This is a genomic window from Micromonospora sp. NRRL B-16802, assembly GCF_001279555.1.
Classification (GTDB): domain Bacteria; phylum Actinomycetota; class Actinomycetes; order Mycobacteriales; family Micromonosporaceae; genus Micromonospora; species Micromonospora profundi.
On the sequence record NZ_LGEB01000103.1, the window covers coordinates 1 to 2127 of the forward strand.

Annotated in this window: 1 protein-coding gene and 1 pseudogene; both read left to right on the forward strand. The window is 69.8% G+C overall.

Annotated elements, in window-relative coordinates; translation table 11 throughout:
• On the forward strand, window positions 1-1618 hold a 1618-nt coding region (locus ADK66_RS26885; protein ID WP_157552969.1), incomplete at its 5' end, for a molybdopterin dinucleotide binding domain-containing protein.
• A gap of 3 nt (window positions 1619-1621) precedes the next feature.
• Window positions 1622-2127, forward strand: a pseudogene (locus tag ADK66_RS26890) (4Fe-4S ferredoxin); the annotation flags it as partial.

Consider the following 2127-nt stretch of genomic DNA (forward strand, 5'->3'; position numbering starts at 1 on the left):
CGATCACGGCACGTACCAGCAGGTGTTGAACATGATCGACGGGAAGATCAAGGGCTATTTCCTGCTGGGTCAGAACCCGGCGGTCGGCTCGGCGCACGGGCGGGCGCAGCGGCTCGGCATGGCGAATCTGGACTGGCTTGTGGTCCGGGATCTGTTCATGATCGAGAGTGCGGCGTTCTGGCAGAACGGTCCCGAGGTGGCCACCGGCGAGATCGTCCCGGAGGAGTGCCGTACCGAGGTGTTCTTCCTGCCCGCCGCCTCGCACGTGGAGAAGGAGGGCACGTTCACCCAGACGCAGCGCCTGTTGCAGTGGCGCGAGAAGGCCGTCGAGCCGCCAGGCGACGCCCGCTCCGAGCTGTGGTTCTTCTACCACCTCGGCCGCATCATCCGGGAACGCCTGGCACAGTCGACCCGTCCCCGCGACCGGGCGCTGCTCGACCTCAACTGGAACTACCCCACGCACGGCCCGAACGCCGAGCCGAGCGCCGAAGCCGTGCTGTACGAGATCAACGGGTACGAGGTGGCGAGCGGCCGACCGTTGTCGAGCTTCACCGAGATGACCGACGACGGCAGCACCGCCGGCGGCTGCTGGATCTACACGGGCGTGTACGCCGACGGCGTCAACCAGGCCGCCCGCCGCAAACCCGGTGCCGAGCAGTCCTTGGTCGCCCCGGAGTGGGGTTGGGCGTGGCCGGCGAACCGGCGGATCCTCTACAACCGTGCCTCCGCCGACCCCGACGGCAGACCGTGGAGCGAACGCAAGAAGTACGTCTGGTGGGACCCGGACAAGGGCGAATGGACCGGCTACGACGTGCCGGACTTCGAGAAGACCAAACCGCCGTCATACCGGCCGCCGCCGAACACCTCGGGCGTGGCGGGCATCGCCGGCGACGACCCGTTCGTCCTTCAGGGCGACGGCAAGGGCTGGCTGTACGCGCCCAGCGGCGTCCTCGACGGGCCGCTGCCGACGCACTACGAGCCTGTCGAGTCGCCGGTGCGCAACCCGCTGTACCGGCAGCAGGCCAACCCGACCCGCAAGGTCTACACACACCCGATCAACACGCTCAACCCGAGCCCGCCCGAGGAGCACAGCGACGTCTTCCCGTACGTCTTCACTGTCAGCCGGCTCACCGAACACCACACCGCCGGCGGGATGAGTCGTACGGTGCCGCACCTCGCCGAGTTGCAGCCGGAGATGTTCGTCGAGGTGTCGCCCGAGTTGGCGGCCCTGCGCGGGCTGAGCCACCTGGGTTGGGCACACCTGGTCACCACCCGCGCGGCCATCGAGGCGAAGGTCCTGGTGACCGACCGCGTCACCCCGCTGCGCGTGGACGGGCGGATCATCCACCAGGTGTGGCTGCCGTACCACTTCGGGTTCGAGGGTCTGGTCACCGGCGACTCGGCAAACGACCTGTTCGGCATCACCCTCGACCCCAACGTCCTCATCCAGGAGAGCAAGGTCGGCACCTGCGACGTACGGCCCGGACGACGCCCCGACGGGCAGGCCCTGTTGGACCTCGTCTTCGACTACCGGCGGCGGTCAGGGGACCTGAGCCACCGCTACCCGCCGTTGGTCACGACCGACGTCGCCGACAGCAGCAGCGACCAGGAGGCCTGACCGATGCCCCACGCCAACGCCCTGTACGGGCCGCTCGACCCGGCGCCCGACGCCGGCTACGAGGACGCGCCGCCGCGGATGGGGTTCTTCACCGACACGAGCGTGTGCATCGGGTGCAAGGCGTGCGAGGTGGCGTGCAAGGAGTGGAACCTCGTCCCGGAGAGCGGCCTGGACCTGCTGGGCATGTCGTACGACAACACCGGGGCGCTGACCGCGAACTCGTGGCGACACGTCGCGTTCATCGAGCAGCCCCGCTCGGCAGGCTGGGCGACCCCGGCGTTCGAAGGCGACCCGGACGGGCCGACTGTCAGCCCGGTCACGGCGGCGGTCGGCGCGCGTACCACTGTCGACACCGGCACGAACCCGGGCCTGCCGCCCGGATCGCCCGGCGCGGCGGCGCGGATGGCGGGCGGTCCGGAGTTTCTGGGGATGCCGGGTGCGCAGCCGCCGGGTCGGGGAACGGGCGCGGAGGGGCGTACGGATTTCCGCTGGTTGATGATGTCGGATGT